The 26,675-nt window shown below is 40.2% G+C and carries 27 protein-coding genes and 1 pseudogene; 14 read left to right on the top strand and 14 right to left on the bottom strand.

Translation table 11 applies throughout. From position 1 onward, the window contains the following. Positions 1-5: 5 nt before the first annotated feature. Positions 6-572, bottom strand: a complete 567-nt coding sequence (efp, locus tag J8L71_RS01265; RefSeq protein ID WP_058546947.1) for an elongation factor P — start codon at positions 570-572, stop codon at positions 6-8. A gap of 41 nt (positions 573-613) precedes the next feature. On the opposite strand from efp, the gene epmB reads away from it, so the two are divergent. After that, positions 614-1,627 carry an EF-P beta-lysylation protein EpmB gene (gene epmB, locus J8L71_RS01260; protein WP_210998922.1) on the top strand — a complete coding sequence of 338 codons (1,014 nt, stop codon included), beginning with the start codon at positions 614-616 and terminating at the stop codon, positions 1,625-1,627. Here the strand turns inward: epmB and J8L71_RS01255 are convergent. Then, a pseudogene (locus J8L71_RS01255) lies at positions 1,624-1,833 on the bottom strand (hypothetical protein). The gene epmB and the pseudogene J8L71_RS01255 overlap by 4 nt on opposite strands. An 81-nt stretch (positions 1,834-1,914) precedes the next feature. Between J8L71_RS01255 and J8L71_RS01250 the strand changes: the two are divergent. Continuing rightward, entirely contained in the window at positions 1,915-2,205 is a 291-nt protein-coding gene (locus J8L71_RS01250) for a hypothetical protein (RefSeq protein ID WP_024031487.1), read from the top strand. 38 nt (positions 2,206-2,243) lie between these two features. On the opposite strand, the gene J8L71_RS01245 is transcribed toward J8L71_RS01250, so the two are convergent. Next, the gene (locus tag J8L71_RS01245; RefSeq protein WP_210998921.1) at positions 2,244-2,735 is read right to left on the bottom strand and encodes a DUF3016 domain-containing protein; all 492 of its coding nucleotides are present in this window, start codon (positions 2,733-2,735) and stop codon (positions 2,244-2,246) included. Between the two features lie 241 nt (positions 2,736-2,976). On the opposite strand from J8L71_RS01245, the gene galE reads away from it, so the two are divergent. Continuing rightward, entirely contained in the window at positions 2,977-3,993 is a 1,017-nt protein-coding gene (gene galE, locus J8L71_RS01240; RefSeq protein ID WP_210998920.1) for a UDP-glucose 4-epimerase GalE, read from the top strand. 234 nt (positions 3,994-4,227) lie between these two features. Here galE and J8L71_RS01235 read toward each other — a convergent pair whose 3' ends face one another. Next, the gene (locus J8L71_RS01235) at positions 4,228-4,908 is read right to left on the bottom strand and encodes a Fe2+-dependent dioxygenase (protein ID WP_210998919.1); all 681 of its coding nucleotides are present in this window, start codon (positions 4,906-4,908) and stop codon (positions 4,228-4,230) included. A gap of 77 nt (positions 4,909-4,985) precedes the next feature. Continuing rightward, a complete protein-coding gene (locus J8L71_RS01230; RefSeq protein WP_210998918.1) occupies positions 4,986-7,166 on the bottom strand; it encodes a TonB-dependent siderophore receptor in 2,181 nt (726 codons plus the stop codon). A 376-nt stretch (positions 7,167-7,542) separates the two neighbouring features. Between J8L71_RS01230 and J8L71_RS01225 the strand changes: the two genes are divergently transcribed. From J8L71_RS01225 to J8L71_RS01200, 6 genes are read left to right on the top strand one after another with little or no spacing between them, the layout of a single operon-like run. Then, positions 7,543-8,316, top strand: a complete 774-nt coding sequence (locus J8L71_RS01225) for a DUF3450 family protein (RefSeq protein ID WP_210998917.1) — start codon at positions 7,543-7,545, stop codon at positions 8,314-8,316. Then, positions 8,316-9,620, top strand: a complete 1,305-nt coding sequence (locus tag J8L71_RS01220) for a MotA/TolQ/ExbB proton channel family protein (RefSeq protein WP_210998916.1) — start codon at positions 8,316-8,318, stop codon at positions 9,618-9,620. The genes J8L71_RS01225 and J8L71_RS01220 overlap by 1 nt, the downstream gene beginning before the upstream one ends. Positions 9,621-9,633: 13 nt before the next feature. Then, positions 9,634-10,008, top strand: a complete 375-nt coding sequence (locus J8L71_RS01215; RefSeq protein WP_138683719.1) for a MotA/TolQ/ExbB proton channel family protein — start codon at positions 9,634-9,636, stop codon at positions 10,006-10,008. Between the two features lie 9 nt (positions 10,009-10,017). Beyond that, entirely contained in the window at positions 10,018-10,422 is a 405-nt protein-coding gene (locus J8L71_RS01210) for a biopolymer transporter ExbD (RefSeq protein WP_210998915.1), read from the top strand. A gap of 1 nt (position 10,423) precedes the next feature. Next, positions 10,424-11,080 (top strand): energy transducer TonB, encoded by a 657-nt coding sequence (locus J8L71_RS01205; RefSeq protein ID WP_210998914.1) that lies wholly within the window; start codon positions 10,424-10,426, stop codon positions 11,078-11,080. Between the two features lie 20 nt (positions 11,081-11,100). Beyond that, on the top strand, positions 11,101-12,513 hold the full coding sequence (locus J8L71_RS01200; RefSeq protein WP_210998913.1) for a tetratricopeptide repeat protein: 1,413 nt from the start codon (positions 11,101-11,103) through the stop codon (positions 12,511-12,513). 92 nt (positions 12,514-12,605) lie between these two features. Here J8L71_RS01200 and zapE read toward each other — a convergent pair whose 3' ends face one another. Then, entirely contained in the window at positions 12,606-13,715 is a 1,110-nt protein-coding gene (zapE, locus tag J8L71_RS01195; RefSeq protein WP_210998912.1) for a cell division protein ZapE, read from the bottom strand. A gap of 59 nt (positions 13,716-13,774) precedes the next feature. Between zapE and rsuA the strand changes: the two genes are divergently transcribed. Further along, on the top strand, positions 13,775-14,473 hold the full coding sequence (gene rsuA / locus J8L71_RS01190; RefSeq protein WP_210998911.1) for a 16S rRNA pseudouridine(516) synthase RsuA: 699 nt from the start codon (positions 13,775-13,777) through the stop codon (positions 14,471-14,473). Positions 14,474-14,513: 40 nt separating this feature from the next. Here rsuA and J8L71_RS01185 read toward each other — a convergent pair whose 3' ends face one another. Next, on the bottom strand, positions 14,514-15,212 hold the full coding sequence (locus J8L71_RS01185) for a methyltransferase (protein WP_210998910.1): 699 nt from the start codon (positions 15,210-15,212) through the stop codon (positions 14,514-14,516). Between the two features lie 76 nt (positions 15,213-15,288). Between J8L71_RS01185 and srmB the strand changes: the two genes are divergently transcribed. Next, a complete protein-coding gene (gene srmB, locus J8L71_RS01180) occupies positions 15,289-16,515 on the top strand; it encodes an ATP-dependent RNA helicase SrmB (RefSeq protein WP_210998909.1) in 1,227 nt (408 codons plus the stop codon). A gap of 259 nt (positions 16,516-16,774) precedes the next feature. Then, positions 16,775-17,095 (top strand): BON domain-containing protein, encoded by a 321-nt coding sequence (locus J8L71_RS01175; protein ID WP_058549507.1) that lies wholly within the window; start codon positions 16,775-16,777, stop codon positions 17,093-17,095. A gap of 75 nt (positions 17,096-17,170) precedes the next feature. Here the strand turns inward: J8L71_RS01175 and J8L71_RS01170 are convergent, their stop codons facing one another. From J8L71_RS01170 to yaaA, 3 genes are all read right to left on the bottom strand, one after another. Then, positions 17,171-19,135, bottom strand: coding sequence for a methyl-accepting chemotaxis protein (locus tag J8L71_RS01170; RefSeq protein ID WP_210998908.1), 1,965 nt, complete (start codon positions 19,133-19,135; stop codon positions 17,171-17,173). Positions 19,136-19,629: 494 nt separating this feature from the next. After that, positions 19,630-20,553, bottom strand: coding sequence for a mechanosensitive ion channel family protein (locus J8L71_RS01165; protein ID WP_210998907.1), 924 nt, complete (start codon positions 20,551-20,553; stop codon positions 19,630-19,632). A 123-nt stretch (positions 20,554-20,676) separates the two neighbouring features. Next, positions 20,677-21,456: a peroxide stress protein YaaA gene (yaaA, locus tag J8L71_RS01160; protein ID WP_210998906.1), complete on the bottom strand. Its 780-nt coding sequence runs from the start codon at positions 21,454-21,456 to the stop codon at positions 20,677-20,679. Between the two features lie 225 nt (positions 21,457-21,681). Between yaaA and tal the strand changes: the two genes are divergently transcribed. Both tal and J8L71_RS01150 read left to right on the top strand, forming a co-directional pair. After that, entirely contained in the window at positions 21,682-22,632 is a 951-nt protein-coding gene (tal, locus tag J8L71_RS01155; protein ID WP_210998905.1) for a transaldolase, read from the top strand. A gap of 190 nt (positions 22,633-22,822) precedes the next feature. After that, the gene (locus tag J8L71_RS01150; protein ID WP_210998904.1) at positions 22,823-23,011 is read left to right on the top strand and encodes a DUF3545 family protein; all 189 of its coding nucleotides are present in this window, start codon (positions 22,823-22,825) and stop codon (positions 23,009-23,011) included. A gap of 67 nt (positions 23,012-23,078) precedes the next feature. Here the strand turns inward: J8L71_RS01150 and ung are convergent, their stop codons facing one another. The 4 genes from ung to J8L71_RS01130 are packed head-to-tail and all read right to left on the bottom strand — an operon-like array spanning position 23,079 to position 26,671. Further along, positions 23,079-23,741: a uracil-DNA glycosylase gene (ung, locus tag J8L71_RS01145; protein WP_210998903.1), complete on the bottom strand. Its 663-nt coding sequence runs from the start codon at positions 23,739-23,741 to the stop codon at positions 23,079-23,081. Continuing rightward, entirely contained in the window at positions 23,738-24,598 is an 861-nt protein-coding gene (locus J8L71_RS01140; RefSeq protein WP_210998902.1) for a cobalamin-binding protein, read from the bottom strand. The genes ung and J8L71_RS01140 overlap by 4 nt, the downstream gene beginning before the upstream one ends. After that, positions 24,598-25,197 (bottom strand): cob(I)yrinic acid a,c-diamide adenosyltransferase, encoded by a 600-nt coding sequence (gene cobO, locus J8L71_RS01135; protein ID WP_210998901.1) that lies wholly within the window; start codon positions 25,195-25,197, stop codon positions 24,598-24,600. The genes J8L71_RS01140 and cobO overlap by 1 nt, the downstream gene beginning before the upstream one ends. Continuing rightward, complete coding sequence (locus J8L71_RS01130; protein ID WP_210998900.1) at positions 25,187-26,671, bottom strand: cobyric acid synthase; 1,485 nt, start codon at positions 26,669-26,671, stop codon at positions 25,187-25,189. Before J8L71_RS01130 ends, cobO begins: the two co-directional genes overlap by 11 nt. Positions 26,672-26,675 lie beyond the last annotated feature (4 nt).

Raw genomic sequence — 26,675 nt, 5'->3', positions numbered from 1 at the left:
AAGTATTACTTAACACGGCCTACGTATTCACCGCTACGAGTGTCTACTTTAATAACTTCGCCAATTTGTACGAATAATGGAACACGTACTACTGCACCTGTTGTAAGCGTTGCAGGTTTTCCACCTGTGCCCGCTGTATCACCTTTAAGGCCTGGATCGGTTTCAGTGATCTCAAGCTCAACAAAGTTAGGTGGAGTAACCGCAATTGGGCTGCCGTTCCATAATGTAATTGTACATACATCGTTTTCAACTAACCATTTAACTGCATCACCTAGTGCTTTTTCGTCAGCGGCAATTTGTTCAAATGTTTCGTTGTTCATGAAATGCCAAAACTCACCGTCTGTGTATAGGTACGCTAAGTCGGTATCCATTACATCGGCGCCTTCAACTGATTCACCCGATTTAAAGGTTTTTTCAAGCACCTTACCAGAGATAAGTTTACGGATACGAACACGGTTAAACGCTTGGCCTTTACCAGGTTTTACCATTTCATTTTCTAAAATACTGCAAGGTTCGCCGTCCATCATAATTTTTAGGCCGCCCTTGAACTCGTTGGTGCTATAATTCGCCATCGTTTCCTCTATTTATATTTTTTCGAGTAATCTACGTGCCAATGATACAAAGAAATGAAGCAAATTTGCATAAAAACTGGCAAAAAGAATTAGCAAATGTAGTTACCTGCCCAAAAACCTTGCTTGAAATGGTCGGTTTATCGAGCCAAGCCCATGAAAACGACCTAAAAGCTCGCAGTTTATTTGCGGTGCGCGTGCCAGTCCCTTTTATAAAAAAAATGCGCAAAGGTGATGCAAACGATCCCTTATTACTACAAGTTATGCCGCGCCACCAAGAATTTATGACTAAATCCGGTTTTAATAAAGACCCACTGCTTGAGCAAGACAACTCCCAACCAGGGCTTTTACATAAGTATAAATCCCGTGTTTTAGTGATGTTTAAAACTGGCTGTGCGGTAAATTGCCGTTACTGTTTTAGGCGCCACTTTCCGTATCAAGAAAACCAACTTAATAAAAAAAGTCTTCTTGACGCACTGAGTTATATAAAATCAGATACCAACATAAACGAAGTGATTTTAAGTGGTGGCGACCCACTCATGGCCAAAGACGATGCCATTAGCTGGTTTTTAGATGAGCTTGAGCAGTTACCACAGATTAAGCGTATGCGAATACATAGCCGTTTACCCGTTGTAATACCTGCGCGTATTACCAATGAGCTATGCGCGAGGCTACAACAATCACCGCTAAAAATTGTATTTATTAACCATATAAATCACGCCAACGAAATAGACGACGAGTTTAAAGCCGCCATGCAAAAGCTTAAGCAAGCAGGCGTTATATTATTAAACCAAGCGGTTATTTTAAAAGATGTGAATGATACCGTTGATGCTCAAATAAATTTAAGCGAGGCGTTATTTGATGCCGACGTACTACCCTATTATTTGTATTTGTTAGATAAGGTTGAAGGCGCAAGCCACTTTGATATTAACGAAGAGCAAGCCATAAAAATAATGGCAGAGCTATTAAAAGCTCTACCTGGATTTTTAGTGCCTAAAATAGTAAGAGAAATAGGTGGTCAAAAAAGCAAAACACCTATCGACCTTAAGCTAATTTAAACGTACACGTTTATATTATTGCCAAGCGTTGCAGTGACCGACTGAGCCGGTGTTTGCGCGCTTGTTCATTGTGCAGCACCTTCAATAAGTGCAAGTGCTGCTGCGCCATCAGCTAACTGCTGCTTTTTAGATAAAGCTGCTGTATAAACTTCACCACCTTGGCCAGAGCTAGACATAGCGGGTAGGTTTCCACCTGATATATTCATGTTATAAGCCTTAATCAACCTGACATTTTAATGTAATCCAAGTACTATATCGGCAATGCAGTACATAGCTTTAGGAAATCCATGGATTCAATAATTGAACAACTCAACGCTAACTTAAAAATTGTTTATCGCCAAGCACTTGATGCAGACAAAAAACTAGATGAGCTACAGCAACAAGGCCATGGTAAATTTAAAGCCTTGTTCCCAGCTGATGCCGGATTTAGTTTTGAAGCTAAACGCTTTAAACCATACGTACTTGATGTAGCAGCCGATGTAGAAAGCTTAAGCACTGATGGTTTTAATGAAGAAAAGCTTAAAACAACAGTACTTAAATTACAGCAGTTACTAACGCTGTTAGCGACGTTTAAGTAAAGCGCAGAAAAAATGCCGCTATTTAGCGGCATTATTATTTAATCTAAGTTTGGTAATATTTGCTCGCCAAACCACTCTGTAATTAAGCGCTTTTCGTAATAAAATGACTCATCACGACCCATTTTTATTTTATCCATAAAGCCCATATCTTTAAGCTCTACATCGTTTGCTTCGCTTATTACGCTACCGTCTTTATCGGTTAGCGAGTAATTAAGCTTTAAGCGCGGAAAATAAATAGGTTTTACGACACGTATTTCATCCACACCGCCAAAGCGTACATCACCAGCTAGGTCAATATCCTTTATTTCTATGTTTAGCTTATAATCTTTTGGAAGTTGCTCCACCAATTTAGAAAAATGCTTTTCAAACTGTGTTTTTATCTGTTTATGATACGACGATTTACCTTGGTTAGAAGCGCGTACATCACGATAATCTTTAAAATCTTGCCACTTAACAACAGACTCTCCAGCGTTAGCAAATACAGGTAAAGTGAGACACATTACCATAGCTATTTTTTTTACTGAATTCATAACACTCTCCAAAGGGGCTGTTGCTAATTATTTAGACTAAGCCCTGCAATAATATACTAAAGTTTAGCAGTCACTTATTAACTATAACTTAATGATTGAACTAATTGAACGTTACGCAACCAAACTCAATTCCCCCCTCACTATGACCGCTATAAACGATAAAAGTTATAAATAAAGCATGTAAATTATCAGTATTTATGGTGAAATTAAGGTAATTGAAAAAGGTATCCACGGAGTATTCATGGCAATTTTAGTAACAGGTGGAGCAGGCTACATTGGCTCACATACCGTTTTAGAGCTTTTACAGCAAGGCAGCGACGTAATTGTCGTTGATAACTTAAGCAACGCATCAAAAGAATCGCTTGCACGTGTAAGACAAATTACTGGTAAAGCAGCCACATTTTACCAAGGCGACATGCTCGATAAGTTTTTTTTAGACTCAATATTTAAAAAGCACTCAATAGATAGCGTTATACACTTTGCGGGCTTAAAGTCAGTTGGCCAGTCAGTTGCTCAACCTATAGAGTATTACCAAAACAACGTACAAGGTACGCTAACGCTTGTAGATGCAATGCGTGATGCGGGCGTATTTAAATTAGTATTTAGCTCTTCAGCAACTGTTTACGGCGACCCTGCAAGCTTACCGATTAAAGAAGATTTCCCCGTGGGTGGCACAACAAACCCATACGGTACGTCAAAGTTAATGGTTGAAATGATGCTACAAGATATCGCTAAATCAGATGAGCGCTTTGCATTTGCTATTTTGCGTTACTTTAACCCTGTTGGTGCCCATGAGTCAGGTTTAATTGGCGAAGATCCTAACGGTATCCCAAATAATCTTTTACCGTTTATTGCACAGGTTGCTGTGGGTAAATTAAAGCAACTTGCCGTATTTGGCGATGACTATGACACAGTTGATGGCACAGGTGTGCGCGACTATATACACGTTGTAGATTTAGCTATTGGCCACTTAAAAGCGCTTGATAAAATTGCCAACAGCACGGGTGCATTAGTTTATAACCTAGGTACTGGTAACGGTTACTCTGTACTACAAATGGTTAATGCATTTATTAAAGCAAGCGATCAGGCTGTGCCTTATCAGGTTTCCCCTCGTCGCCCTGGTGATATTGCAGCGTGTTATGCCGCGCCTGAAAAAGCCCTTAATGAACTAGGTTGGGAAGCAGTACGCGGAATTGATGTAATGATGGAAGATACATGGCGCTGGCAGTCAAATAACCCAAATGGTTATAAAGGCTAGTCACCTTCACGCCTACAATACCTCGTGAATGTATTGTAGGCGCCTGGCTTTTTCATGCTAAAAGCAAAGCTCTAATCTTTAATACATTACGCATCTTGCGCGTCGCGCCAACAAGTTGTGCGCCTACGAGTTCATCAAACAACAATGTTAAACTTTGCCGGTAGGTGAAGAGCTTGCTCACGCGAAAAGCGACGCTTTAAATTACTTACATCTAATATCTAACATCAAATATTTTTATGTCTGCGCCCATTGCCTTAACAGGTTATGGTACACACCTGTTAATTGAATAATTTCTGGGCTGTCTTCTACTTTACTGCGCAAGCTTTGAATCGACATATCTAAATCAAATAATAATCCGCGCTTTTCATCGCTGTTTACCATGCTTTGCAGCCAAAAGAACGAAGCTAATCTACGCCCGCGAGTTACAGGCATCACGCGGTGCAAACTCGTCGATGGGTAAAGTACCATGCTACCTGCGGGTAATTTTACACTGTGCGAGCCGTAGGTATCTTCCACAACGAGTTCGCCGCCATCGTAATCTTCAGGTTCGTTAAAAAACAGAGTCATAGATACATCTGTACGAATTTTTACAGGCGTGCCAGGTACTTGTCTAATTGCATTATCTACATGTACACCAAACGATTGGCCGCCTTGATAGCAATTAAATAACGGCGGAAAAATTTTTGCAGGCAGCGCTGCCGACATAAATAAATTATTACGCGCTAATGCCCCCATTATAATTTCACCCAGTTCTTGTGCTTCAGGGCTACTTTCTGGCAATTGTAAGTTATTTTTTGCTTTGGTTGACTGATGCCCTGCAGTAACGCTGCCATTAGCCCACTGCGCCGCCAGTAATTTATCACGGCAATAAGCCACTTCGTCTTTAGTTAGTAGTTCTGGAATTTTAACTAGCATGTGCGCCCTCTCACATTTTCATCAAATAATTAAGGGCAGAGCTAACTCTGCCCTTTTATGCCGTACTTATTTTACTCTTAGAAAGAGTAGCTTGCTGTTAAGCTAAACTTACGACCATCACCTGGTACAAAGTGCCCACCACCTAACTGATCAACGTAATCTTTATCACCTAGGTTTTCACCATTAAACTGCAGGCTCAAATCCTTTGATATCTCATACGCAACCATCAAATCAAAAATAGTGTAACCCGGCGCGCGTGAACGCGTTGCAGTTGTGCCATTGTAACGCTCACCTACATATTGCGCGCCTAAACCAAACGATAATTTATCCGACATATCGTAAGTAGTCCAAACACTTGCGCTGTTTTCTGGTGTACGTGCAAGCTTGTTACCAATTTGTGATGCGTCGTCACCTAGTGCTTTAGTTACTTCACTGTCTTGGTAAGTGTATGAAGCAATTACAGTCCACTCTTTCGTAATTAAACCGGTTGCTGAAAGCTCTAAACCTTGTACGCGCTGCTCACCACCGAGTATTTCGTCACTTGAGCTATCTGCAAATGGGTCATCAGTCCGGGCATTGGTTTTTTCAGTGCGGAAAAGTGCTGCATTAGTTTGCAAACGACCATCCATTAGGTTCCACTTAGTACCTAGTTCGTAGCTGCGGCTTTCTTCAGCGTCTAAATCAGCTGCATTTGAACGCGTAGACACAGTTAGGCTTTCAGCTGATGGATTAAATGAATTACCTGCGCCTAGATATACACTGCCGTTTTCTGTAGGTTTATATACTACAGCTGCATTCCAGCTAAATAAATCGTCACTTGTAGAAATTAAAGCGCTTGGGTCGTCGTAATCGTTATGGTAATCGGTTGTGAAGCTATCAAAGCGAATGCCACCTGTTACTTCCCACTGCTTGTTAAGTGTTACTGTATCAAATGCGTAAATTGCTTGGTTTTTAGCTTTTGCTTCAATGCTTGTGCCATCACGGCCATACACACCTGTAAATGCAATTGTGGCATCAGGGTTGTATAAGTCGTTACGAATTTCGTCTTCAATTAGGTTATCTGGCGTAGTTGCTACAAAGTTGTGGCGTGTAAATGTTTCGTTAGCTAGTTCAACACCTACTACAACATCGTGAGTAAAACCTGCAAACTCGTAATTACCAATTAAATCAACTTGTATTGCTGCAAGTGAGTTTTGTGTATCACGTGTTTTTTCATCAGCAAAAGTTATGTCTGTATCGGTAGTAATTGAGAAATAACGTGGTGCAGTGGTTACTGACTCACGCTTAACTTCACCTAAACGGCCTTGTACACGTAGCATTGTGTTTTGAGAAAAGTCATACTCGTAACGAGCAGTTGTTGAGTAGGCTTCAATGTCTTCGTAATCACGGTAAATGTTACCGTAAAAGTTATCGTAATCTACCGGAGAAGGACTACGCGCGCTATCTGCAAGCTCAGCTACTGGTGTGTCGCTGTATACCCATGCAATACCGTAATCAGGTAGGTTATCTTGGCGTTGGTATTCTAAATTCAAATCAAAGCGGCTATTAGTACCTAAACCCGTTGCAAACGCTACAGCGACTGCATTTGTTTCGTTTTCAACGTAATCACGTCCAGCAACATCACCTTTATCGGCAAGTAAGTTAATACGCAAAGCACTGGTTTCGTTTACTTGAATGTTAGTATCAAAACGACCACGGTAATCGTTTTCAGTGCCTAAACGAAGCGACACGTCATTAAAGCTATCAAGCTTTGCTTTTTTGCTTTCTAGGTTAACACTACCACCGGTTGCACCACGGCCAGACACAGCAGAGCCAGGGCCTTTTGCCACTTCAACCGCTTCAATATTGTAAATATCACGTGTGTAACCTGCCACATCACGAATACCATCTACAAAAATGTCGTTTGTTGCGCTAAAGCCACGAATAGACATGCTATCGCCAGTCGGTGCGCCGCCTTCACCAGCAGCTAAAGAAATACCCGATACGTTACGTAAAGCATCACGAAGGCTATCTACGTTTCTGTCTTTCATTACTGCTTGGTTAATTACCGTTACAGTTTTTGCAGTCTCTAAAAGTGGCTGAGTATATTTATGCGATGTAGACTCTTCTACAACATAGCTAGACTCAGTTTTAGTCTCAGCTTTAGTTACCGACAGCTCTTGAACATCTTGCGCATTTGCCCAAGTTGAAAGAGTGGCAGTGACTACTGCTGCAATTGGCTTTACGTAGGCATTTCCTTTATTCGATGGCTTACTCATGTTTACTCCGTGGTTATTTTTTTGCCTTTAAGTAAGCAAGAAGTGACTGACTTAAAGGTGCTATGTGTGATTTCGGGCAAAATCCTACCACCGCAACAAAATAATGTAAACGATAATTGTTATCAGTTGTGTTGTTATGTGAATTCCTATATTGTATACATACTCAAAATTTAACAAGTAATGCCAATAAACTTAATTAAAAAAAGCTATTTTGAGGCTCAAAACCTTATCGCCAGCAGAAAAATCCCTCTATTTAGTTGTTATAAATAAGAAATTTTAATGTCGCTAACATCGGGTTTCCCTCTGAAAATGATTGAGTTTGTTGTAAATCAGTATATTTACTTGTTGTCGTAACTTTCAGGATTGTTGTTAAGTAATGCGAAGCTTAATTAAACCAGTATGTGCGGTAGTTGCACTATGTAGCACTATGGCTGTAAAAGCAGATACCGTTAGCGAGTTAGAGCAACTCGTTGATAAATGGCTAAAAATAGAAAACCAAACAAGTGAATTAAATACACATTGGCTTGAACAAAAAAGCAGTATGAAACAAACTCTTACGCTATTAAAAGCTGAACAAGAGCAGCTTAGTACCCTTAATAAAAACCGCGAAAAAAACTCGAGCGATCTTAGTAAAAAACGCGAACAGCTCGTTACTCAGCAAGGTGAGCTTGAAAAAGATCAACAAAATTTAAACAGCCAGTTAAAACAAATCAGCCAGCAGTTACTTTCGTTGCAAGTCCAGCTGCCACCTCCACTGCTAAACAGCTGGAAAAATGCAGGCGATTTAGCCGACCCACAACTAAGCACCACTGATAAATTACAAACAGCGCTAAAAATGCTGACCTTACTAAATGAGTTTCAGCAACGTATTTCAATTCACGAAATGGCAATTAAGCACCCCGACGGCCAAGAAGTATGGGTTAAACAGCTATATTTAGGCGCCGCACAAGCATGGTTTGTTAGTGAAGATTTAAGTTATGCAGGTATTGGCTTTCCTAGTGACCTAGGTTGGCAGTGGGAATTTGATAACAGTATTAACGCAGAGCAAGTAGCGCTAGGTATTGCAGTGCAACAAAAAAAACGCGCTGCTGATTGGGTAACGCTTCCGATGCTAAGTTATAAAAATAACGCACAGCAAGGAGCTAAGTAATGACTTTCTCTCAAAAAATTAAAGCTTTTAGCGCTATTATCTTATTTACTAGCTGCAATTTAGCGTTAGCAGCAACAAGTGAGCAAGCCAAACAAAGCGTATTAAACGATATAAAAACCGCACAACGTAGCTTAAGTAGTACTCAAAAGAGCATTGCTAAAGAGCAAGCGAGCCTTGCAAAGCAAATATTTACCAAGCAGCAGTCGCTTAGCAAATTACGCGAACAAGCCGCTGTTAATCGCCGTTTAGCTGACGAAAACACTTTAAGCCTTAATCAGTTACAAACACGGTTAGACACCTGGCAGCAGCAACAGCAGTACCAATTAAACTTACTTAGCCGATTTGTTCGCCAAAATAGCAATAAAGCTTTAAATAACGAGCAAACAAGTAATAATCAAAACGAATTATTAAGCCAAGTAGCCTCTTTTATTAATGACCAAGAGCAAGCGCTTTACCCTCGCTTTAAAAAACAAGCGGTGGTACTTAGCAATGGCGAGCTTACTCAAGCTAATACACTACAAATAGGCCCTGTTGCCTGGTTTAGTACGCAAACACCTAAGCTAATGGGTTTATTAAATTTAGACGATGAATCAAACGCATTAAAAGTGGCATTGGTACAATCAAGCAGTGACGACAACCCGCTTGATAACACTTTAAAGCAAAACGGTGTAGGTGAAACGTTATTTAGCTTTGATCCGAGCTTAACGCATTTAGTAACCAGCCAAGCTCAGCAAGAAAGTCCTTTAGAACACTTAGAAAAAGGCGGTTTATGGGCTATTCCTATTATTTTATTTGCCTGTTTTGCACTAACCATTGCACTAATAAAAGCGGCTCAACTTCTGCGTTTAAGCAAAATTAAAATGCACTCGCAAATGCAGTTACAAACGCTCTTTAAAAGTAAAAATAGCAGCGAGTTTTCAGGCATGCAGCAGCAATTATTTAACCTAACGCTACAAAGCGAGAAAGGCCAAGTACGAGACGATCAATTGTTTAACCAGCTAATACACGATAAGCACAAGCTAGATAACTTTATAGGCGCTATAGCGGTAACAGCAGCCGTAGCTCCCCTATTAGGCTTATTAGGTACTGTAAGCGGCATGATCGAAACCTTTAAAATGATGACCTTATTTGGCTCGGGCGATCCGGAGGTTGTATCGGGCGGTATTGCACAAGCACTTATTACTACCGAGTTAGGTTTAGTTGTTGCTATACCAGCACTCGTTTTAAATGCACTGCTATCGCGCAAAGCAAAAGCGTATTACAGCCAGCTTGAAGGGTTTGCATTACAACTAAGCCAGCTATAACAAGGAGATAACAATGTTTGAGCAAATCGTTAGCAACCCTATTTGTTGGTGTATTTTATTATTAGCTTTGGTTGTGTACCAACTGACTTTTCATGATTTATTGCACCTTAAGCAGTATCAGGCAAACCGAAACGGCTACTGGCAAGAAGTTAGCTCTATATTAACCGCAGCGCTTCCTTTGCTAGGCTTGCTGGGCACCATTGTTGGTTTACTTGATACCTTTAAAGTTATGGCGCTTGGTCATAACGAACTAATGAGCGATGCCATAGGAGATGCACTATTAACCACTCAACTTGGCCTTGTGTGCGCTATACCGGCGTGGTTAATACAGGCTTATTTAGCCTACTCGCAACGTAATCCTAAATTACATACATTAGTAAACAATTAGAGTAAAACCATGCAGTCACGTTTAAAACACAAGCTAGAACAAGAAGCTGGGCAGCATATTGATATGTCGCCACTGCTTGATGTTGTATTTATATTGCTTATATTTTTTATAGTAACCACTGTATTTGTTCGTGAAAGCGGCGTTGAGGTAGATAAACCACAAGCTGTATCGGCCAGTCGTCTTGAGCAACAAGTTATATTTTTAGCAATAACCGACTCCCAACAAGTATTTTTTGATGGCAGCCAAATTGGCGTAGCAGGTGTACGCACAAGTGTAGAGCAAATGCTAAAACAGCAGCAACGCTCTGTGGTTATTCAAGCAGATAAAACAGTACCTACAGAGCTATTAGTGCAAGTAATTGACGAAGCAAAACTTGCCGGCGCCTCGCAAGTTAATTTAGCGACCAAGCAATAATATGCACACGTTTAGCTCAACTAATAAAACAAAAAATAACCGCCATCCGCTTTTTGCGTTTGGCCTTAGTTTAATGGTACTTAGCGCAGCATTGTTATTATTGTGGTTAGGGCAAATGGCTGAGCATCACATGCAAGACAAAGTAGTTGTGCGCGAAATAGCGATGGTTGCCCTACCTCCTCCTCCACCGCCTTCGGTATCGCAGCAGCAAAGTAGCGAGCCAATGCAAAGCTTAAAAGTGCAAGGAGCAGGCGCGTCAATTCAAGCAGTAGACGTTAAAATTAAAAGCAACCTAAGTATTGTAAAACCCGATACTCCAAGCATCAAAGTGAGCACACCGCAGCTACAGTCAATCAGTGTAAATTGGGATGCCTTTAGCTTAAACCAGCTCGATGGGCTGCCAACGCTACTTACCCCTGTTAAGGCCGTTTTACCAAAAAGTTTAACTCGCCAAGGTGTCGATGTATTTACGGTAAAGCTTGATGTATTTATAGACGAAAGCGGTAGAGTAAGCTTAATAGAGGTTGTACAAAACCCTTACCCTGAGCTTAAACCCGCCATTGATAAAATTATAAAGCAAAGCCGTTTTAGCGCACCAAAAAAAGAAGGTGAAACAGTACGAGCTCGCTTTATTTGGCCAATAGAATTTAAACCTTAAGCACCAATAAAATGAAAAATATGAACGCAATTAAACTGCCTAAATCACTTACTCGCACCCTTTATACTTCGCTTATGTGCTCTTTGCCTTTATTAGGTATTACTAACGCATATGCAAGCCAAGAAAGTGCACCGCTTAAAGTCACGCTATCGCCAAGCGATCCTACTTGGCAGTTAGCTATAAATAATAAGCTTTTAGGTCCAACCGAGGTGCTAATTGAACCTACAGAGCGTGGCTTTGCTCGCCAAGTACAGCCATTATTACAAGAAGGCAAATACCAAGAAGTTGCCGCCCTTTTTAAAAGCCGCGATATAAACAGCGACAGCACAGCACTTAACTTATTACGCGCGCAGGTTTTACTCACTTTAAAAGAGTTTAGTAGCGCAGAAACGGCTTACCTAGCGTGTTTAAAAGCCGCCCCCGATTTAGTAAAGGCTCACCAAGGTTTAAGCCTTTTATACATGCAGCAGGCAAATTACACTAAAGCACAAACCCACCTAGTACATAGCATTGAACTTGGCCAAGCTGATGCACAAAGCTATGCGCAACTTGCTTATATTCATGTACAACATAGTCAACCTTGGAGTGCAGTGGCCGCATACCGCCAAGCACTTATGCTTGAACCCGAAACAGCGCAGTACCAAAAAGGCTTGCTGTTTGCACTAATTGAGTCGGGCGATTTAAGCCAAGCAAATGCATTATTAAAAGAGTTATTAAATAAAACGCCTGATAACGCAGAACTTTGGTTACAGCGTGCGCAAATTGCTTTGCAACTTGAGCAAAATAAACAGGCGCTTTCGGCCATTGAGATCGCTTTAAAACTTAACCCAAAAGATACCAGTAACCAGATACTTGCTGCGCAATTACATTTAAGTGAAGGTAGCAGTAAACGCGCCGTTTCGCTTTTAAAACAAGGTTTAAAGCATGCCACTAAAGCGCAGCAAACCGACGTAATTAACACCTCAATGCAAACACTAGGCTGGCTTGTATCGCAGCAACAATGGGATCTAGCAAAAGAGCTAATACGCAGCGCAAAAAGATTAACAAAGCGCCTTCCAAATGAAGAACAAGCACAGTTCTCGGTATACAGTGCCCAGCTAGCTATGCAGCAAGGTAATATCAAACGTGCGGTGAAAAGTTTAAATAATGCACTTAAAATAAACCCTAACTTGGGTGATGCGCTACTAAGCCTTGCCAGTATTTATCGCGATAAAAACCAGCTTACTCAAGCCAAACTAATGTATGTACGCGCACAAGCACTGCCTAAATATCAGCTTTCGGCTTGGCTTGGTTTATCACAAATAGCGATTGATTCAAAAAATTACCCAGAGGCACTTAAGCACCTTAAAAAGGCGTATCAGGCAAACCCACAGCGCCAAGATTTAATAACCAATATTCGCGCGTTAGAGAATATAGTTAGACAAGAAGGGTAAGTTTATAAACGCAGTTTTTAAATCGCTTAATAATTAGAAGCTGCGCTTCTCACGTGAGCAAGCTCGTTTACAGCACATATCAAATTAAAGTACTACCAATTTTGCATTTCGACTATGCGCGACTGTGTTCGCGCATATTCAAAACTTAATTTTTTACCTTCATAAAGCGTTTCTATCTGCGCTTGTGCATTAATTACTAACAACTTATGGCAATCGTAAAACTCATCAACCAATGCAATAAAACGCCGCGCTTCGTCATCTAAATAATGCTCATCAAGCGTTTGCTTTTCTCGTTGATAGCTATCTTCAATCCCGTGCACTATTACCTTACCTGTAGCCCCTACCCCCATTTTTGGCACGTTTGCTATATACAAAACATCAAACTGTTTGGCTAAATACATATAATCGTGAGCACTTCTAGGGCCTGAGCACAGCGCCATAAAATCAATCATCAGCGCATTATTCGCTTTAAATAAATATGGCAAAGCGCGCGAATGCACCTGTAAGCTTTGGTTTTTAGTCGCTTGAGGATACCGCTTAGTAAATAGTTTATTAAACTCATCATTGGGTAAATTAATAAAATAATGGCGGTTATTTTTACCATATCTAAAGCGGTGATCTTCCTGCCCGGCCACACTCACTATGTGGCAGTGGTTGTTAATTAAATCGATTGTAGGTAAAAATCGTGCGCGTTGCAGGCCGTTATAATAAAGCTGCGTTGGTTTTACATTTGAGGTTGCCACCAGCACGACACCATAATCAAACAAGGCGTTAAATAACCTAGCCATAATCATTGCATCGCCAATATCGCTTACAAAAAATTCATCAAAGCACAGAACTTTTATATTTTTAGCCCACTGCTTGGCAATCAGCGTAAGCGGATTTTTTTGCCCTTGTAGCTGGGCAAGTTGGCCATGTACTTGCGCCATAAAATGATGAAAATGCAGCCTTTGTTTTTTAGTAGTTGGTAAGTTTTTATAAAATAAATCCATTAACATAGATTTACCGCGCCCTACTGGCCCATGTAAATAGACCCCTTTAATTAAAGGTGCTTTTTGCCACCAAGGTGTATTAACTTGCAGCTGTATAGCCAAGTTATTTAACGCGTTAACCGCATTTTGCTGAGCGCTGTCAACACACAGTTCTCCCGCCTCTATCTTTGCTGTATAAAGGCTTAATATTTGTGGGCTGTGTACTGTCATGGTATTTCACTATCAGCTATAATCGCGCCCATTGTAGCCGACTAAAAATGTGAACCAAAATGAAATTCCCTTGCCGCTTAGATAAATTTGTTAGCCATTTAGCAGAACTTCCTCGCTCAAAAGCACGCGCCGCAATTAAGCGCCAGGCTGCAACTGTAAATGGCGAAGTAGTTACTGCGTTCGACTTTCAAGTAAAGCAACAAGACGAAATAATGTTTGAAGGTGAGCAACTCGTATATTTAGGTAAACGTTACTACATGCTAAATAAGCCCGTGGGTTACGTATGCGCAAATAGTGATGAATTACACAGAACGGTTTTTGACTTACTAGATGAGCCTAATATGGCCGACTTTCATGTAGCAGGCCGCCTTGATATAGACACTACAGGTTTAGTGATTATTACCAACGATGGTGATTGGTCTCATAAAATCACTTCGCCAAAAAATAATAAATTTAAAACCTACCTAGTAGAAACCCAAGAACCCATTACCGACGAGTCGCTTGAGCAACTACGAACAGGCGTGCAACTGCATAACGAAAAAGACTTAACTCGTCCGGCAAAAGCACAGAGGCTCGCCAACTTTGGGCTACGTTTATCTATTTGTGAAGGTAAGTACCATCAAGTTAAACGCATGTTAGCCGCTGTAGACAACAAAGTGGTAGAGCTACATCGTGAGCAGATTGCGGGTATTAAATTAGATGAAAGCCTAGCCAGCGGTGAATATCGCCAGCTCACCGCTGAAGAAATTAAATTATAATTCAGCACACCTTATCTCATAATTTTAACCTTAAATAGCACTACATTTTTAAATAAAATGCTTTGCATAGCGCCACATAATCAGCCGTGTAAGTGTTGTTTTCATCTTTTATGCAAAGCACCGAATGTTCAGGCTCTGTTTTTATTGTACTAAAGGTCATTAAGCTACGGCTAAATGCTTTAGTTGGTGTGGTTTTTACTTGGCAATGCGCGTTTAAATACAGCCCCCTTTGCTTTGCAAGCTCTATAAATAGACACGCCTCTGCACTTGGTAAAATGACGCTAAAGCGCGAACGTTTATGGCTTAAACGTTTATAGGCATTTATTAACTCTTCAAAGCTTAGGCCATCAGTATGACGAGCAGTGTTACGGGCATTACTTTGACCTTTTAAGCTCTGATTAAAATAGGGCGGGTTTGAAATGACAACATCAAATGGCTGGGTGTATTCAAACGCTTGAATTGTTGTATGCACTACGTTGATATTAGGCCATGGGCTATTAGCACTGTTTTGCAGTGCTTGATTGTAAGCAGCTTCATCAACTTCTACAGCGGTTATTGCAAGATCATTACTTCGCTGCTGGCACATTAATGCTAGTAACCCCGTGCCGGTGCCTATATCGAGTAGTGACTTTGCATCACTTAAATTAGCCCACGCGCCAAGCAAAATACCGTCGGTTGAGACCTTCATTGCACACCTGTCGTGCTCAACCTTAAATTGTTTAAACGTAAACCCTGACATTTTTTCACCTTTTCGTTCACCAACTGGCGTATAGCGCGTATAATTGCAGGTAATTGTCCCTTATTTTAGACACTCTATGCAATTTTCTGAATTTGATCTTGATACCAAGTTACTCGACGCCATTGATAAAATGGGTTACGAAACGCCAACTAGCATTCAACAACAAGCTATTCCTGAGGCATTACAGGGGCGCGATATTTTAGCATCTGCACCTACTGGCACAGGTAAAACAGCGGCATTTTTAATTCCTGCCATTCAATACTTATTGGATTTTCCACGTCGTGAACCTGGTTTTGCCCGCGTATTAATAATGACTCCAACACGTGAGCTGGCATATCAAATTCATGAACAATGCGAACTACTTGCTAAACGTACACACCTAAAAATTGGCGTGGTAACGGGCGGCATTAACTACGGTACTCACAAAGAGATTTTTGAAAAAAATAACGATGTATTAATTGCCACTCCAGGGCGATTAATGGAATACCTAGAAACTGAAAACTTCCATGCTGAACATGTAGAAATGCTTATTATTGATGAAGCAGATCGCATGTTAGACATGGGTTTCAAAAAAGAAATGAGCCGTATTTGTGACGAAGCTAAAAACCGTCGTCAGTGCTTTTTATTCTCGGCAACGCTTGAAGGCGACAGTGTAGAAAGATTTGCAGAAACAACGCTAAACGACCCTGCTCTACTTGAAGCTGAATCGTCACGCAAAGAAAAAGCTAAAATTCACCAGTGGGTTCACCTTGCAGATGATTACCACCATAAACTAGAACTTTTAGTAAACACCCTAAACGGCCCTGATGTCACTAAAGCCATTGTGTTTGTTAAAACGCGTGAGCGCCTTGAAACGCTCATTGGTGAGCTTACTAATAATGGCGTAAAAGCGGCGTGGTTACGCGGCGAAATGCCACAAGATAAACGCATGAAAGCCATGGAAAACTTTCACAGTGGCCGTACTAAAATACTTATCGCTACTGATGTTGCAGCGCGTGGTATAGATGTATCAGACATCAGCCATGTAATTAACTTTGACCTACCGCGCACCGCAGATGTATACGTACACCGAATTGGTCGTACAGGCCGTGCTGGTAAAAAAGGGGTAGCAATATCGCTTATTGAAGCACACGACATTGGCATTTTATATAAAGTAGAGCGCTACATTGAGCAAAAACTTAAACGCCGTGTAATTAAAGGTATTGAGCCGCAGCATAAAGAAGCTAAGCCACCGGCTAAAAAGCGTAAAGATCCAGCAAAAATGAAAGCTAAGAAAAAAGCGAAGGTTAAAAAGAAAAAGTAACCTAAAACACTTTATATTAAAGCCGGCATTAGCCGGCTTTTTAACGAAACCCTTATAGGCTCTGCCCTTTGTACCCGTTACAAATGTAACCCAAGCATGTAACTCATACCCAGTAAAATGTAATTATTGCCCACCTGAATTCTCACTTAATAAAATATCCTTATATTTCAATGTATTAATTTTGGCACTGAAATTGTAACTGTAAGAATAACTCAGCAAACAATTGCTGCACTATTCACCGTAATGTAAGGATAAAGTTATGAACCGCTTCAAGTTAACTATCGCTTTAGTATCATTTTGTTGTTTATTTTTATTAGCTTGCGCTACAAAGGTAAGTGCAGCAACCAACATGGCCGTAGTAAGCAGTGTAGCCACTCAACCTAACTTACAGCAATCAATAACGAATACACTACGCACTAACCCTAATTTAGAGCTAAACGATATTCGAGTGCAGGTAAAAAATGGTGAAGTTGATTTATACGGTGAAGCGCAAACTGGTTTTCAACGTGCACTAGCTCAAAAGTTTTTAGAAAATATGGATGGGGTTAAAATCATTCGTAACAAAATTAGCGTTATTTAATACGTTAGCTGTAACCCAATTTATAAACTCCCCATAAGCGCAGCTTGTTACTCCAACACAAGCTGCGCTTCTTTATTACAATATAAATTTTCGTGTTTTGTCGTGTAACCTATTAGCTATTGTAGAAAGTTCCACACTTGAGTCCGCAATGTGTTTCACTGCTTGTTCCGTCTCGGAAATCCCTGTGTTTATACCCTCAATATTTCGGGCTATTTCGTCTATTGTCGTCGTTTGCTCTTCCGTGGCCGTGGCAATTTGCACTACCATGTCGAAAATACCATCAACTTCTTTTGCTACGTCTCTATTTATTTCATTTGCTTTACTTGCGACGTCTTTCACTAACATTGTTTGCTCAACGTTAGTAGCCATCGTGTCAACCGCAGCATTACTGCTGGTTAATACAGCATCAATAATCACCTCAATTTCTCTGGTAGATTCCTGCGTTGATTTGGCCAAGCTACGCACTTCATCAGCAACGACTGCAAACCCTCTTCCTTGCTCACCAGCTCTTGCAGCCTCGATGGCTGCATTTAGCGCTAATAAATTTGTTTGATCTGCAATTGATTTTATTACGCCTAGCACGTCCACTATTTTCTCAGAATTTTCGCGTAAGTTACTTACCTCACCTGCAGTCGTGCGCGTTGCATCACCAAGTTCAATAAGTGCATTGTATGTATTTTCATTATTTTCAGCGCTCTCTCTTGCCATTTTTTTTATGTCTTCACATACCAGGGAAGCACTTGCTGTAGTGGAAGCGATCTCTTTAATAGTAGAACTCATTTGCGTGCTTGCTGTGGAGACTTGGATGGTTTGAGCTTGTTGTTCATTAACAGATTGGCTTGTCTGCTCAGTTAAAGATGCAAGCTCAGTTGCCGTACTACCTTGCTGCGCCGCAACATCACTCAACTCACTGATAATATTTCGTAAATTCTTAAGCATAGTATGCAAAGCTTCTTGAAGCATACCTACTTCGTCATGGCGATTTACTTCTATATTTTCACTCAGGTTGCCTGTTGCAATACGATCTGCAAATCGCGAAGCTATAATGATAGGGTTAGCTATCTTTTGTGAACATAAAAATCCGATCGCAACCACGACAATCATAGTGATACCTATTAATAAGGCACTTACAAGTATGGTTTTTTCAACTAAACTAAAAGCCTCAGCTTCATCTATTTCGCTAAGAACCGCCCATTTAAATCGGCCGACATTAATACTATTGTAAGCGGATAATACATTATTACCGTTATAATCTACGATTACTTTTACGCCATTTTGACCATTCAATGCATAACTAACCGCCTCTGTATCGGCACCATTGTCTGTTACGTTACCAGCAAAGCTGGCCTTCAATGAATGCCCTATAGGGTCTAAATATGAATCTGAACGCATCAGTTTATCTTCACCTACAAGGTAACTCTCACCAGTTTCGCCCATCCCTTCGCGTAAAGACATAATTTCGTTAATGTCATCACTAGAGAGCTGTAATGCAACTATTTCATCACTATTAGGAATTGGCATAGCAATGAATGCAGCTGGTTCATAATTACTTGGGGCATAAGGCTGATAATCGACAATTTCGAATCTATTTGAGCGTTTTACCTGTTTGATTAAATCACCTAAGTTAGACGTCGAATACTCACCATGGAGAATATTGGTACGATAATCAGACTCTTTAGCTTGAGTATAATAAATTAGACCCGCTTTATTAATTATAAAAATATCATAGTATCTGTACTCTTTAATATAACGCGTGAAAAAGTCATCGTATTGGCTTGGCTCAAGCTGAGGTACTATATGCGCTAACATTTTAATATCAGCTTCTTTTTTCTCAAAGTAACCTTCTATTTGCGCAAGTTTTATATGGTTAATAGCTTTAAGTGACTGAGACACATTGTACTCAGTATTCACTTTAGAGTTCAGTGTAAGTACCACTGTGGAAATAATAGCTGGTAAAATACCCACGCATAAAAAAAGCAAGGTGAGCTTTGTTTTAAGTGTCCAATGACCTACCGTCTGGACTAAATTATTATGGTGCATGAAAATGTGTTTGCTCGTTAAATTCAAAAAGTTAGCTTTAAATGTTACCAAAACAGAAACACACATGTAAACAAGTTTGATTCAAAGGGGGGTTTATGTAGTTTAATTGTTAAAATTGATTTATTTAATTGAAATTTAGTTGTTATTGGTTTAAATACATGCAGGAGAAAGCTGTAGTAAATAAAATAACCAAATAGGTACTGCTCTTATCACCAAAATAGCTATATTTACGCTGGATATATTGTATAAAAATGTAAAATTTATGCATAGAACAGTAATTTTTTCTCACCTTACCTGTCAAGCTTACAAACGCACTCTGTAAATTCAATTCATTTAATTAGCCCTCAAATCATGAGATACACACCTATTTTTGTTCAGAACTGAGCTATGAACCATACTTGGATTGTCGGGTGTATCTCACATGCTTTAAGCCTACATTCTTAGCTTCGGTGATAAATACTACGCTGTACTTAATAACTTCCAAAATACAGAGCTTAACCCTTACCCTGAGATGAAGGTTTCACATGATCACCTATCATGGCATCGAGTTTTTCGCCGCCTTTAATACCAAAATCTAAAGTACGAATTGGAAAAGGAATACTAATATCAGCCTCGTCTAGTGCTTGCTTAACGGCAACAACACCTTTGTGGCGTACCGTCATAAAATCAGGCTCGCCTGGGTATTTAATCCAAAACCACACCAACAAGTTAATGCTGCTGTCGCCAAAACCTTCTGCGTATACAGCGGTTTCGTCTTTGCGTATAACAAAGTCAAATTCGTTAATTTTATCAACTATAACGTCTTTGGCCTTTTCAATATCGTCGCCATACGAAATGCCGACCGGTACTTCTATGCGCCTAACGCCTAACGTGGTGTAATTTTTTAGTATATTTCTAAATAAGACTTTATTTGGTACGAGTATTAGCTGCCCGTAAAAGCTCTCTATTAGCGTGTTACGCAGGTTTATAGAATGTATTGAACCGAAAACATCGTCGGTTTCAATTACATCACCCGCTTTAAATGGTTTGCGTATTCCCATCGCTATACCGGCTATTAGATTTTCGGTCATGTCTTGAAATGCAAAACCAATAGCTAAACCCACAATACCGGCACCGGCAAGTAGCGAGGTAACAGTGCCCTTTAGCCCAACAAAATCGAGCGCTATAAATAAGCCAATACAAAGTACAATAACTTTAAATATAGAAGCCATTAAGTCAGCTATTTGTGTTGAGTCGAGCGAGCGGCGCAATACGTTTTTCATCAATTTACCGGCATAGCGCGCTAATATAGAAAATACGAGTGCGATAACAATAGCGACAATAAAGTTAGGAATGTGACTTATTACTACATCAAACCAGCCACCAAGTTTTTCTTCTATCAGTTTTTCGGCTTCGCCAACGGTTGGCATATTCATCATAATGCTGTACCTGCTTGTTAGTCGTTAGTTAATTTTAGACAATGTTTGCAAGTTTAGCGCCAGCATAAAAAAAGCCATGTAATGCATGGCTTTTTTGTAATTATGAGACGTAAGATAAACCCGTTAGTTTTGCTCGTCGCGCATAAATACTGGTTCAAGATCTTTAGTTGTTGCCTCGGGGCTAAAGTAATAACCCGCAACAGTAAACTCTTTTAATTGGCTGAGCTGCGTTATTTGGTTTTCTATAATGTAACGGGCCATCATGCCGCGTGCTTTTTTAGCGTAAAAACTAATAACTTTATACTGACCATTTTTGCAGTCTTTAAAATGTGGCGTGATAACTTGTGCATTAAGCGCTTTTTTATCTACCGCTTTAAAGTACTCGTTTGAGGCAAGGTTAACGAGGTATTGTGCGTCTTGTGCTTTTGTTACTTCGTTTAGCTTGTTAGCAATAATACTACCCCAAAACTCATACAAATTTTTACCACGAGGGTTTTCAAGCTTGGTACCCATTTCTAGGCGGTAAGCTTGCATTAAATCAAGTGGTTTTAATAACCCATATAAACCAGAAAGAATACGTAAATGGCTTTGTGCGTACTCTAGGTTACTCGCGGTAAGCGTGGCGGCATTTAAACCACCGTAAACATCGCCGTTAAAGGCAAGCACTGCTTGTTTAGCATTGCTTTGTGTAAACGGCTGCGCCCACTCACTAAAGCGTGCTGCGTTAAGCCCAGAGAGCTTATCGCTAATTTTCATTAGGCTGCCAATTTGCGCTGGTGTTAGTTCTCGGCATACTTTCATGAGCTCTTCGCTGTGCTCTAGTAATTCAGGCTGAGTGAACTTGTCTGTTGCGGGTGGCGTGTCGTAATCAAGATTTTTTGCTGGTGAAATAACAGTGATCATAGTTAGCTATTGACTTGTAATTTATTTAATGTCAATTTCAACATTAAATGAAACGAAAAGCACGTTTTGTTTAAATAAATCCTCCCTTAAATAACTCATACATCGCCGTTATTCTATTGATAAGGACATAAGACCTATCAAGCATTGTCACACTGTTGCAGTATGGATTGTATATATTAAGGGTGTTTAGATTTTCTTTTAACTTGCTTGGAATGAGGAAAGCAAATGACTTCAGCTCTACAAAGGCTCAAACAACATTCATCTATCGTAGCCGACACTGGCGATATTGAAGCGATCAAAAAGCATCAACCAGAAGATGCAACAACAAACCCATCGCTTTTGTTAAAAGCGAGCGAGATTGAAGCTTATAAGCCTTACCTTGATAAAGCTTGGAGCTATGCAAAAGAAACCGAGCAAGATGCAGCTAAACAACTAGAACTTGCATGTGATTACTTTGCAGTATTGCTTGGTAAAGAAATTAGTGAAATTGTACCGGGTTACATTTCTACAGAAGTAGATGCTCGTCTATCGTTTAATACTCAAGCTACAATTGACAAAGCCCATACGCTACTTAGCCTTTACGAAAAAGAAGGCGTAAGCAAAGACAAGATTTTAATTAAAGTTGCGTCTACGTGGGAAGGCATTAAAGCCGCTGAGCAGCTAGAAAAAGAAGGGACTAAATGTAACCTTACTTTATTATTTAGCGATGCCCAAGCTCGCGCATGTGCCGATGCAAACGTATTTTTAATCTCACCATTTGTTGGCCGTATTTTAGATTGGCACGTTGCTAACGGTATGGAAAAACCAACTGATCCATTACAAGATCCTGGTGTTCAGTCGGTTCGCAGCATTTTTGAATTTTACAAACGTCATGATTATAAAACCGTTGTTATGGGCGCAAGCTTTCGTAACACGGGCGAAATTATTGCCCTTACAGGTTGTGACAAGCTAACTATTAGCCCTAACCTTTTAGAAGATTTAGGTAATTTAGAAGGCGCAGAGGAATACCTATTAGAGACAGATATTCCTAAAGAGCCAAAACCTGAACCGCTTACAGAGGCTCAGTTCCGTTGGTTACATAACCAAGATGCAATGGCAACTGAAAAGCTAGCAGAAGGTATTCGCTCTTTTGCTGATGCACAAGAACAACTAGAAGCACGTTTTAAAGCAATGTAATTGGTTTAAAACGTACTTTAAAAAACGTCGCAATTGCGACGTTTTTTTATGCCTAAAATAATATAAGACCTGTATAAACCTTCATCAAGCTATCACATATTTGCAACATTACTGTCACTTTTTTATTCTATTTTAGCTAGGCCTGTGGTATAGGTATTCTTGAGGTCAATAAAATCAATAGGAGAAGTACATGGATAGCCTAAACGATATATTAGAGATATTAGAAGGTCCTGATACAACACGGAAAACCTCTCAGAAAAATAAAAAAAGGAAGTGGCGGGAAATAGAAGCAATAAAAGACAAACACCGTTTACGTAAAGAACTAGAAGAATACGATTACTTAACAGACAGCATTTCAATTGACGAGCTAGACTTTTAATCCTTTACAACCAACTAAGCAAAAAGGCTTTCACTATATGAAAGCCTTTTTAATGCGTTGCTTTTAGTTAGACCTGCCAATTAATGGGTTCATTACCTTGTGATTGTAATAACTCATTTGTTTTTGAAAAGTGCTGACAGCCAAAAAAGCCACGATGCGCCGAAAGCGGCGAAGGGTGCGGTCCTTTTAAAATACGATGGCGTGCACTGTTAATACTTTTACCTTTTTTTTGTGCGTGTGCACCCCATAAAATAAATACCACGCCTTCGCAGTGCTCGTTTATATGCGCAATTACATTATCTGTAAACTGCTCCCAACCTAAGTGCTTATGAGAATGCGCTTGCCCTTGCTCAACAGTAAGTACAGTATTAAGTAAAAACACACCTTGCTCTGCCCAACTTTGCAGGTAACCGTGTTCTGGAATAGTAAAACCAGCAATGTCGGTAGCTAACTCTTTATACATATTTTTAAGCGACGGTGGCACTTTTTTAACCTCAGGCAATACCGAAAAACACAAGCCATGTGCTTGCCCTTCGCCGTGATACGGGTCTTGCCCTAAAATAACAACGCGGATATTTTTGAGTTCTGTAGCATCAAAAGCGTTAAATACTTGCTGTTCTGGCGGATAAACTGCAACGCCTTCTTCTCTGCGCTTAGTGACATAATCTAAGGTTTTCAGCATATAGGGCTGCTGTAATTCCCTTTGTAAAAAGCCTGACCAATCGCTCATTGTGTGCTCTTAATTTGTTTACGAGATGCATCTATTTTATCACACATATCAGCAAGCCCATCGAGCATACGCGGCGAAAAACGATGTAATAAATCAGCATTTACACTAATAAAATGATTATTTTTAACCGCAGGCACTTCTGGCCACTTTTGCCAATTGACGACCGGTTGTGGTGTTTTTGATTTTTCATCAGGGGTAATAATAATTTGCGGCTTAGTCACAACAACATTTTCGATACTAATCTGTGGGTAGTCGGTATCGCTTTGTGCAAACACATTACTTACATGACATGTTTCAATAAGCTGGTTTATCCATGTATTTTTACTTACCGTCATCATTGGCTCTGGCCATAGTTGATAAAAACCAGTTAATATTTTTTTGCTTTGCTGCTGTTTTTTAATTTTTTTGAGCTTAATAATAAATGCGTTTGCTACTTGCTCGCTTTGCTCAATACGCCCAGTAAATTTACCAAAAGTAATCAGCTCGTTTGCAACTTCTTCTATTTTTTTGGGATCACTTAAATGTACTTTTATACCTAGGCGTTTAATTTGTTCTAAATCTTCACTTTGATTACCACTTTTCCAACCAATTACTAAATCAGGTTTTAGCGCTAATAACTTTTCAAGGGAAATACCATAGTAACCACCAATGCGCTCAATACTTTTAGCCTCAGCTGGGTAATCGGCGTAATCAACGGTGCCGACAATATTACTCCCCGCACCTATAGCGAACAGGTTTTCTACTATATGCGGCGCAAGTGCCACTACACGTATCTTATTAGGATTTGTTACTTCATTTGCAGCTGCATTGCCTAATAAGCTGCATAGCCCAAGCCCAACTAAAAGCGCTTTGTACATTAATAATCAAACCCTTCTAGTGCTTTTATTCCTGAGTCGAACGCATGTTTTACATTACGTACTTCACTTACTGTGTCTGCAAGCTCGGTTAAAGTGCGATGTGCTGCACGACCGGTAATAATAACCGACTGCATAAGTGGGCGGTTATTAAGCGCACTGACCACTTCGTCTAGATCGATGTAGCCGTAAGTCACCATGTACGTAAGTTCATCAAGCAATACTAAATCAATACTGCTATCTGCAAGCATACGTTTAGATTCTTGCCATGTTGCTTGCGCAGCAGCAGTGTCGGCCTCTTTGTTTTGCGTATCCCATGTAAACCCTGTATTCATTACTGCAAATTCAACGCCTGCACCTTGCAATAAGTTACGCTCGCCACATTCCCACGTACCTTTAATAAACTGACATACTGCGGCTTTTTTACCATGACCAACGCAACGCGCAACCACACCAAAGCCCGAGGTTGATTTACCTTTACCATTTCCTGTAATTACTTGGAATATACCTTTTACATCTTGCGCAGCAGCAACAAGCGCATCGACTTGCTCTTTTACTTTTTGCTGGCGCTGCTGGTGCTTATCGTTGCTTTTATCTGTCATTATTGTGCCCTTCATAAATCGATATAATTTGTTGTATGTTTAAGTGCGCCTCGCACATAGTTGCTAAGCGTTCTAATTGCTGTTCGCGGTGCTGGACAATACTAATTGGCTTTATTGTGGCCTCTGGTTTTACCCAGTTTAAAATTTGCGATGTGGCGTTTGCTTCATCAAATAAACCATGTAAGTAAGTACCTGCTATAGCATTGTCATCACTAATAAAGCCATCGTTTACAAACCCATTAGGATGCTCATTAAAAGTTAAAAATGGCTTATTAAGCGCTGTGCCTTTACTAATACCTGCATGTATTTCGTAGCCGCTGCACGGTGTTTGTAAATCATTTAACTGCATCGTCGCTGATAATTTAGAGAGTACTTTTTGCGTGCTCAATGTGGTTTCAAAATCGCACAGGGCAAGCCCCGTTATTTGCTTTAATGACGACTCAACTCCATCTGGATCGTTGATTGTATTGCCCAACATTTGCATCCCTCCACAAATACCAAGTACTTTGCCACCATAGCGTAAGTGTTGCTTTATTTGTGTATCCCAACCTTCGCTTTTTAAAAAGGTTAAATCCCCAAGCACATTTTTACTACCCGGTACAATGATCAGATCAACTGCTGGGATCGTTTGCGTGTAGCGTACATACGCTATATTAATATTGGGATGCAAACGCAGTGCATCAAAGTCGGTATGGTTACTAATATGAGGCAATAAAAGTACTGCAATATTAATGGTGGCACTCGTCACTTTGTTATCTATCGCAACGGCATCTTCAGCATCAAGGGATAAATCGTGCAAATACGGAAGTACACCAAGCACGGGCTTATTTGTGTATTGTTCAAGCCAATCAAGCCCACCTTGTAGCAAACTCAAATCGCCTCTAAAACGATTTATAACAAACCCTTTTATGCGCGCTTGTTCTGATTCGCTTAGTAGCGCTAATGTACCCACTAAGTGTGCAAACACGCCGCCTTTGTCAATATCAGCAATGATAATGACCGGGCAATCTACTGCTTCTGCGTATCCCATATTTGCTATATCGTTTTCACGTAAATTAATTTCAGCCGGGCTACCAGCACCTTCAACCAATAATAAATCAAAACGTTTAGCTAAGCGGTTATGCGAGGTAAGCACGGCATCCATTGCCACTTTTTTATAGTCGTGATATTTGCCCGCTTCCATATTACTAATAGCTTTGCCATGAATAATAACTTGTGCGCCAGTGTCACTATTAGGTTTAAGTAATATGGGGTTAAAGTCTATCTCTGGCTCTACCTTTGCAGCTATTGCTTGAAGAGCTTGGGCACGGCCAATTTCGCCGCCATCTTTTGTTACTGCACTATTAAGTGCCATATTTTGTGGCTTAAACGGGGCAACATTTACTCCTCGCTTTGCAAACACTCTGCAAAGCGCCGCTACTAACGTGCTTTTACCCGCATCTGATGTAGTGCCTTGAACCATTAGGGTTTTCATTGGG

The organism is Pseudoalteromonas sp. MMG007 (assembly GCF_018100985.1).
Classification (GTDB): Bacteria; Pseudomonadota; Gammaproteobacteria; order Enterobacterales; family Alteromonadaceae; genus Pseudoalteromonas.
The sequence above is the reverse complement of the archived record's forward strand: the minus strand, read 5'-3'. Positions and strand labels throughout refer to the sequence as shown.

Bases quoted from the DNA above. Each gene is read 5' to 3' on its own strand.
- J8L71_RS01220 (WP_210998916.1), top strand. From the start codon at position 8,316: ATGACTTTCTCTCAAAAAATTAAAGCTTTTAGCGCTATTATCTTATTT.
- J8L71_RS01250 (WP_024031487.1), top strand. From the start codon at position 1,915: ATGGATTCAATAATTGAACAACTCAACGCTAACTTAAAAATTGTTTAT.
- J8L71_RS01150 (WP_210998904.1), top strand. From the start codon at position 22,823: ATGGATAGCCTAAACGATATATTAGAGATATTAGAAGGTCCTGATACA.
- J8L71_RS01235 (WP_210998919.1), bottom strand. From the start codon at position 4,908: ATGCTAGTTAAAATTCCAGAACTACTAACTAAAGACGAAGTGGCTTAT.
- J8L71_RS01225 (WP_210998917.1), top strand. From the start codon at position 7,543: ATGCGAAGCTTAATTAAACCAGTATGTGCGGTAGTTGCACTATGTAGC.
- tal (WP_210998905.1), top strand. From the start codon at position 21,682: ATGACTTCAGCTCTACAAAGGCTCAAACAACATTCATCTATCGTAGCC.
- J8L71_RS01170 (WP_210998908.1), bottom strand. From the start codon at position 19,135: ATGCACCATAATAATTTAGTCCAGACGGTAGGTCATTGGACACTTAAA.
- yaaA (WP_210998906.1), bottom strand. From the start codon at position 21,456: ATGATCACTGTTATTTCACCAGCAAAAAATCTTGATTACGACACGCCA.
- J8L71_RS01210 (WP_210998915.1), top strand. From the start codon at position 10,018: ATGCAGTCACGTTTAAAACACAAGCTAGAACAAGAAGCTGGGCAGCAT.
- efp (WP_058546947.1), bottom strand. From the start codon at position 572: ATGGCGAATTATAGCACCAACGAGTTCAAGGGCGGCCTAAAAATTATG.
- J8L71_RS01140 (WP_210998902.1), bottom strand. From the start codon at position 24,598: ATGTACAAAGCGCTTTTAGTTGGGCTTGGGCTATGCAGCTTATTAGGC.
- J8L71_RS01130 (WP_210998900.1), bottom strand. From the start codon at position 26,671: ATGAAAACCCTAATGGTTCAAGGCACTACATCAGATGCGGGTAAAAGC.
- J8L71_RS01230 (WP_210998918.1), bottom strand. From the start codon at position 7,166: ATGAGTAAGCCATCGAATAAAGGAAATGCCTACGTAAAGCCAATTGCA.
- ung (WP_210998903.1), bottom strand. From the start codon at position 23,741: ATGAGCGATTGGTCAGGCTTTTTACAAAGGGAATTACAGCAGCCCTAT.
- epmB (WP_210998922.1), top strand. From the start codon at position 614: ATGATACAAAGAAATGAAGCAAATTTGCATAAAAACTGGCAAAAAGAA.
- J8L71_RS01165 (WP_210998907.1), bottom strand. From the start codon at position 20,553: ATGATGAATATGCCAACCGTTGGCGAAGCCGAAAAACTGATAGAAGAA.
- J8L71_RS01215 (WP_138683719.1), top strand. From the start codon at position 9,634: ATGTTTGAGCAAATCGTTAGCAACCCTATTTGTTGGTGTATTTTATTA.
- J8L71_RS01245 (WP_210998921.1), bottom strand. From the start codon at position 2,735: ATGAATTCAGTAAAAAAAATAGCTATGGTAATGTGTCTCACTTTACCT.
- J8L71_RS01205 (WP_210998914.1), top strand. From the start codon at position 10,424: ATGCACACGTTTAGCTCAACTAATAAAACAAAAAATAACCGCCATCCG.
- J8L71_RS01185 (WP_210998910.1), bottom strand. From the start codon at position 15,212: ATGTCAGGGTTTACGTTTAAACAATTTAAGGTTGAGCACGACAGGTGT.
- rsuA (WP_210998911.1), top strand. From the start codon at position 13,775: ATGAAATTCCCTTGCCGCTTAGATAAATTTGTTAGCCATTTAGCAGAA.
- srmB (WP_210998909.1), top strand. From the start codon at position 15,289: ATGCAATTTTCTGAATTTGATCTTGATACCAAGTTACTCGACGCCATT.
- galE (WP_210998920.1), top strand. From the start codon at position 2,977: ATGGCAATTTTAGTAACAGGTGGAGCAGGCTACATTGGCTCACATACC.
- J8L71_RS01175 (WP_058549507.1), top strand. From the start codon at position 16,775: ATGAACCGCTTCAAGTTAACTATCGCTTTAGTATCATTTTGTTGTTTA.
- J8L71_RS01200 (WP_210998913.1), top strand. From the start codon at position 11,101: ATGAACGCAATTAAACTGCCTAAATCACTTACTCGCACCCTTTATACT.
- cobO (WP_210998901.1), bottom strand. From the start codon at position 25,197: ATGACAGATAAAAGCAACGATAAGCACCAGCAGCGCCAGCAAAAAGTA.
- zapE (WP_210998912.1), bottom strand. From the start codon at position 13,715: ATGACAGTACACAGCCCACAAATATTAAGCCTTTATACAGCAAAGATA.